Source organism: Actinomyces sp. HMSC065F12, from assembly GCF_001814535.1.
Taxonomy (GTDB): Bacteria; Actinomycetota; Actinomycetes; order Actinomycetales; family Actinomycetaceae; genus Pauljensenia; species Pauljensenia radingae_A.
Map to the genome: position 1 here is coordinate 5,397 of NZ_KV817003.1, position 6,486 is coordinate 11,882.

General features: G+C 58.6%; 5 protein-coding genes. All 5 read right to left on the reverse strand.

Annotated features, from left to right (window positions below):
• Nucleotides 1–56: 56 nt before the first annotated feature.
• A complete protein-coding gene (locus HMPREF2975_RS07635) occupies nt 57–278 on the reverse strand; it encodes a hypothetical protein (RefSeq protein WP_004007600.1) in 222 nt (73 codons plus the stop codon).
• Nucleotides 275–697: a DUF1617 family protein gene (locus HMPREF2975_RS07640; RefSeq protein WP_004007601.1), complete on the reverse strand. Its 423-nt coding sequence runs from the start codon at nt 695–697 to the stop codon at nt 275–277. Before HMPREF2975_RS07640 ends, HMPREF2975_RS07635 begins: the two co-directional genes overlap by 4 nt.
• 16 nt (nt 698–713) lie before the next feature.
• Nucleotides 714–3,545 carry a phage tail spike protein gene (locus HMPREF2975_RS07645; protein ID WP_004012024.1) on the reverse strand — a complete coding sequence of 944 codons (2,832 nt, stop codon included), beginning with the start codon at nt 3,543–3,545 and terminating at the stop codon, nt 714–716.
• A 72-nt stretch (nt 3,546–3,617) separates the two neighbouring features.
• Nucleotides 3,618–4,310 carry a hypothetical protein gene (locus HMPREF2975_RS07650; protein ID WP_004007603.1) on the reverse strand — a complete coding sequence of 231 codons (693 nt, stop codon included), beginning with the start codon at nt 4,308–4,310 and terminating at the stop codon, nt 3,618–3,620.
• Nucleotides 4,311–4,312: 2 nt separating this feature from the next.
• On the reverse strand, nt 4,313–6,486 hold a 2,174-nt coding region (locus HMPREF2975_RS07655), incomplete at its 5' end, for a phage tail protein (RefSeq protein WP_070726930.1).

The window sequence follows — 6,486 nt, forward strand, 5'->3', positions numbered from 1 at the left end:
AAAATTGCCCACACCCATCTGGGGTGAAGGCATCTAAAAATTGGTGTAGTACTGGGCTACATGGTCGGGTCGGTGAGGACCTCGAGAATTGGCAGGCTCAAGTCGAAGGACGCCGCCTTGGGCGCTGGGAGTTCTTGGGCTTCGATGGTCTCTGCTGGTGGTGAGGGCGTGGCATCGGATTCGACCGGGACGATGGGTAGCTGCACTTCTTCGCTAGGCGTTGACTCATTGCCGTTGGGCTCAATCAGCTCCGTGTTCGTTTCTTCCTCGGTGGTCATTGGCCACCCTTGGTGATCGCGTCGTAAAGGACGTCATAGGCCTCGGCCGCTTCGCCAGAAAGCTCACCCTCATAGCCATCAAGAAATGCTTTCACGTCCTTGTCGTGGCCGTCGTAGGTTGGCCCCGATACTTCAGCGATCGACGCGAGCAGGGCTTGACGGGCTTCGAGGAATTCACTGGCCTTGTCAGGGTCGGCGAGGACGAACGTGCCATCGTCGGCGAACACTGGGCGACCCTGATCGTCAAGTGTTGCGAATTGGGCGACGAGGTCGTATTCATCTTCCCCGAATCGCGCAATCGCTTCCTTCACTAGCGTGAGGAGTTTCGAGCGGGCACGGGACTGCGCCGCCTTGAGCGGCATATTGGTGAGTAGGTCTGCGATGGGTTGCAAATACTGGTTTGCGAGCATGATCTTCATCAGTGTTTCCTTTTACTTATGCGAGGTTGGTGGACATGGCCGACAGGCCAGTGTTGGAGAAGTACCGCCAGGTGATGTTCGACCCGGTTCCGGAGATGGATGTGATCCAGCCTTGATTGAGTAAGCTCAGGATTGCGTTCATTCGCGACATCAAATCCTTGGTGCGGTCGAATAGGCGGGTCATGTTGTAATACGACCCATTGGTGACCACCATCAGGTCGTAGGTGTGAAACACGATCTTCGACAGCCCGCTTTGCCCCACCCAGCCCGAATAGGTTCCCTTGCCCGTCAGCGTGCAGTCCTGCAAGGTCACATATCGTGAGCCCGTCGTGTAGAACTTGTAGCCACCTGTTCGCAGATCGGAGCCGAGGTGGATACCTGCCTGCCCGTAAAACAGGCCTTTCGGGTCAAGGGTGAGACAGGTGTAGTAGGTGCCGCCGTCTGCCTTCTGGTAGGTCCAGGCGACGTAGTCGCCTTTGTAAGCAAGTTGGTTGACGATGCCTTGCACATTCGGCTTGTCCTTATGAGCCCGCCGAGCAAACTCACCGATATAGCGGGTTCCGTACCAAAACTGCATCCCAGCGCTCGTGATCTTGCCTTCCAGGGTGGTCCCGTCATACCAGGCGATCTGCGTGGGCGTAATGCGGATCGATTGCGTCCAGTCTGCCAGGCCTACTTGGATGGCGTTGGTCGCGAGCTTGTCGGCCGTAATCGACCGCGCCCCAATCCGAGCGGCGTTCAGATACCCGGTGGTGATCTTCCCAGCATCCAGCGAAGCAATCTTGGCCGATGTGACCGCAGCGTCCTTGATCATCGTGGACTGGATAAAACCGTTAGCGATCGTCAACTTGTCCGAGGTAATCGAACCGGCAGCGATCCGTGCCGCCGACAAGGTACCGGTCGTAATCTTCGACGCCGATAGACTGCCAACCTTTGCGTCCGTGATCGCGGCGTTGGCAATCATTGCGGTGGTGATGAACCCACTCGCGATGGTCAGCTTGTCGGAGGTAATACTTCCCGTGGCGATACGGTCAGCCGCCAAGAACCCAGCCGTGATTTTGGCTGCCGACAGTGAACTGATTTTCGCGTCGGTGATAGCGGCATCAGCGATGTGTGCGGTGCCGATGGCGGCATCTGCGATGTGTGCTTGGCTGATCGCTTTCGGCCCGATCATCGCGGCACCGACCGGTGTTTGTTCCCATTGGTTGTTGGTGAGGAGATATTGGCGGGCGATCACTCCGTCTACGCGCACTTGCCACAGCGCACCCTCCGGTCGGCCAGCCGCATCCGCTACGCTAGGATCAACAACGGCAACCGTGAGCCGCCCATCCGAGGTTACCGCGATGTCGTGGGCATCCTGCGCCAACTGGGTAGCACCAGCGGCTGCGGTCTTGGCCTGGTCAATCTCCACCTGCGCCGACGCCATCTGAGTGGCGACAGCATCGGCGGCGGTTTGTGCATCCTGGGCCGCAAGCAGGGCGTGGCCGACTTGTGTGCGGACGGCATCGAGTTCCGCACCGAGCTGGGCATGATTCAGATCAGTAGCGAGTGCCACCCAGCCGGGCTGCCCGGTATCAGTGAGCTGGTAGATCCAGATCTCGACCTGTTCGCCATTTTGCCGGAACCACGTGTCACCCAGCTTGGCCTTGGCGGGCTGGATGCTGCCGTAGTGGTTGGTGTTCTTCCCATCCGCTGAAGCGAGTGCGAATCCTGCCGCATCCGACGCAGCCACCGCCGTATTGACGGCGGTTTTGACCTGCCGGGTGACAGACGTGAACTTCCGAGCAGTAGAACCCAGCTCAACGGAGATGTACTGGAGCGTGAGCGGGTTGTATTCGTAAGCGACCACCCGTGCCGTGAGCGCAATCCCAAGATCAGCGTGACGGACGGTCACGGTGTCGCCAATTTCGACGGTTTCCAGGCGTGCAAGATCAGCGTATTCACGGGTGGTGGCGAGATCGACGAACCGCACCTTATACGAGCCCGACGGCTCATCGACATGTCTTGCGCTGAATTCTGCTGCAGCTAGTCGGCGCAGCTCAGAGTGGGCTTGGTCGAGTGGGAGTTCACCCTCACGCGGGTTGTCTTTGTCGGTGATGGCTTTGACTTGTCCGTAGCGGATGACGCGGATACGCGGCACCACATAATCACCCAACTTCGGACTATCGACATACAGTTCAGGCAGGAGTAGGCCGTCGTATCCGACTGGCAGAATCCGCGTCACCACCGTCGAAAAATCAATGGATGATTCGAAGCCAGTGAGGTTCTTCCGATCACGAATGACCACCCCATGGTTGGCTCCGCGCATGGGCGCGTGATGGATATGGAAATTATCGCGGGCCAGTTCGCCGCCCCAACGCGAGATGAGCGTGTTGTCCTCGCCCGCGTCCATGAGCGCAGCGGTGATGGGCATGCGCACCATCCGCGCCGACGAGCGCGTCACCGTATCCGACGAGGTAGCAGTAAACCCGTGGCTCGTGTTCGCCGCCCCAAGGATCTGGGTCAGTGCGCCTTTCGCGGTTTTGTTGACCACGTAGGTGTCGGCGATGAGATTCCCCGCCAGATCATAGAACACGTGAAACGCCGTCACTTCGAGCATGCCGTCAAGCGTGGTGACAACCTCGCTGATGCGGAACCCCTGACGTTGCTCCAGCCCTGGCACGGGCGCTGCCACAATGTTCTCAAGCGTCAGGTGCGTGGCTGCTGGACCGTCTGCCGGGTAGGTGAAGGTTAGTGAGAATTCGCCACCTAGTTCCTCGACCACGATCGGATTGATGATCTCCCGATCCAAGACTCCTAGCCCGGTGGTGGTGAATGTCGTGGCGGTGCGGTCGTGAACCGTAATCATGAGGGGCCTTCCAAAGACAACAGTGGCCACCCCACGAAGGGATGGCCGTCAGAGAATGTAGTGAGTTGGGTGTTAGGGGTTGCGCCAGTTCGGCGTGATCACGATCTTCGAAATACCCGCGCCGAGCGTGAGGCGATTGATCCCAGGCTTGAAGGTCGGGAAGGCGTCGGTGAGCGCATCGGTCTGGACTTTCCCGTGGGCGTGAGCGACGAGACGTTCGCTGTCGAGCGTGACGGAACCTGCTGGCGAATTCACGTGATAAATGCTCGTATTGATCGTCAGCGAGAGCGCCCCGGTGCCGGTGACTGTGATGATCGGATCAGCTTCCAGTAGGCCGGGGTTCGTGATCGTCCCAGATGCAGTGAGCGTTACCGGATTCAATCCCTCGGTCAGGTACGTGAAGGGCTGGCAGGTCAGGCGCGCGGTGAAGAACCCCCACCCCGACAGCTCCCGGCGCAGTTCGCTCACTTCGCAGTGCTTAACCTTGCGGTAAACACCAGGCTCGGCAGTCAACGCAATCGTCGAAGAGCCCGTCAGCTCGTGAGCAGCCTGCCGATACTGGTCGAGCCCGTCACGAACAGGCACCGCGAGGTCGAGATCGATCTCGGTGTCCTCCCAGCCCGTGAAGCGCGTGAGGGTTCCGGCGCGTCCTTTGACCTCAATATCATCAGCCCTGCGCACCGACGCTGGGATCGCAACGGGTGCCGTGAGTCGCAGACCCAGCGAAGCAGAAGACACCTGGTTATTGAGGGTGAAGCCGAACATGGTTAGTATCCTCCTGCCATCACGGTCTGCCGCCGATCAAGGCGGGCAAGTTGTTTATCGAGGGCGGGTGCGAGTTTGCCCACCAGCGTCCCATCCGACAACGTCACCGAAATATCCAAAGACCCGAGGATACGCTTTGCAGTCGCATCCACGATCCCAGCGACATCCACACGCTCTGCCGCTTCATCAGTACTTCGCTGAGATACAGTCACGGGTTGTGGGGTGAGGTCAACGCTCGGCACTTGCAGGTCTGCCACCGCCTCGATCGGCACGGCCAGCCCGTCCTCAAGGTCGGCGAAGGCGTCTATCGTGTTGCGCGCGAGCCCTGAAGCTGCGGTGACAGCCTTGTTGCCGTCCGTGCGGATGGAGCCTGCGAGGCCTTCGACAAGCATCCGTCCTGCCCAGGCCATCTTGCGTGACGGTGAGTGGATGCCGAAGAAGCCAGTGATGGAGTCCCAAATACCTGATGCCCAGTTCGAGACCGAATTCCACAGCCACCCCGCTAAGGATTGGATACCGTTCCACAGGCCGTAGACGAGGTTTTTGCCCGCCTGGGCCATCGCTGAGACGCCCTGACCAACAGCAGACACAATCCCAGAAATAATCGATGGGATTGCTGCGACGATTGTGGAAATAATCTGCGGCAGGTTTCGTACCAACGCGGTCAAGAGTTGGATGCCTGCTTGGACGAGTTGCGGGATCGCCCCACCAATCGCCGACACAATAGCTCCGATAATCTGCGGGAGCGCGGCCACGATAGTTGTAATGATTTGCGGCAACGCCCCAATCAAAGCCGTCAACAACTGAATGCCTGCTTGGATCAGTTGTGGGATAGCACCAACCACGCCGTCCACGATTGCAGTAATAATCTGCGGGAGTGCTGCGACAATCGCTGTGATGATCTGAGGCAGCGCCCCGATCAAGGCGGTGAGTAGTTGGATTCCTGCTTCGATGATCTGCGGGATCGCCCCCACAAGGAACGTGACAATCCCGGTGATGATCTGTGGGAGGGCTTCGATGATCACGGGAATGGCAGCGATCAAGCCTTCGGTAAGTCCGGTGATGAGCTGCAACGCCGCATCAAGAAGCAACGGGAGGTTGTCGACCAGACCCTGTACCAAAGCCATGAGCATCTCCACCGCCGCAGGAACCAGTTCCGGTAGTGCTTCGCCGATACCAGAGACCAGTGTGGCGATGATCTGTATCGCCGCCTCCAACAGGGACGGCAACGCTTCGATGATTGTCTCGACCAGAGCGATAATCAACGTCACGGCTGTTTCTGCTACTTGTGGCAACACCTTGATAATGCCTTCAAGGAGCGCGGTCAAAATGCTCATGCCGGTCTCGACCACCATCGGTAGCTGCTCGGCAATAAATGCGAGAGCTTCCTGTAAGACGGTGCCGAGGGTGTCGATGAGGGCGGGTGTTCCGCCTTCTTCGAACGCTGCCGTGAGTTCGTCGATCCACCCGTTCAGCATCGGCAACACCGAACCCGCCAACGCCTCCGACAGACCACCAGCCAACAACCCCTTGAGATTTTCAACCCCATCCTGCATCGTCGCCAACTGGCCCGAAAAGGTTTGGGATTGGGCGTCCATGGCCCCGTAGAAACGCCCGCCTTCAGCAGTAGCACTGGCGAATGCGTCAGCGACCATGTCAGCCGAAATAGCACCCTTGGCCATATCCTCCTTGAGCTCACCAATGCTTTTGCCGGTCTTGCGGCTGATCTCTTCGAGCGGGTTGAATCCGGCGTTGATCATCTGCAGCAAGTCCTGACCCGTGAGCTTGCCGGTCGAAGACATTTGGGCGAAGGCGAGCGTGAGCGATTCCATCTTCACCGCATCACCTTGGGAGATATCGCCGATTTCGTTCAGGTGCTTTTTCGCATCCTCAAGGCTCATGCCAAAGCTCAGGAGGGTTTGCATGTTGCCCGCGAGTTCTTCCATACCAAACGGAGTCTTCGCCGCTTGAACTTTCAGATCGTTGACGAGCTGTTGGGCTTTTGCTTGGTCGCTGAGCATCGTCGTGAAGCTTGTGGAGTATTGCTCCATGCGAGCGTTGTACTCCACGCCCTCTTTCAACGCGCCTACCATGCCGCGACCAATACTGGCGATCGCATGCCCGATGCCTTTGACTCCGGCGATGATGGCTTCGGAGGCGAGGTTGGCTTTCAACA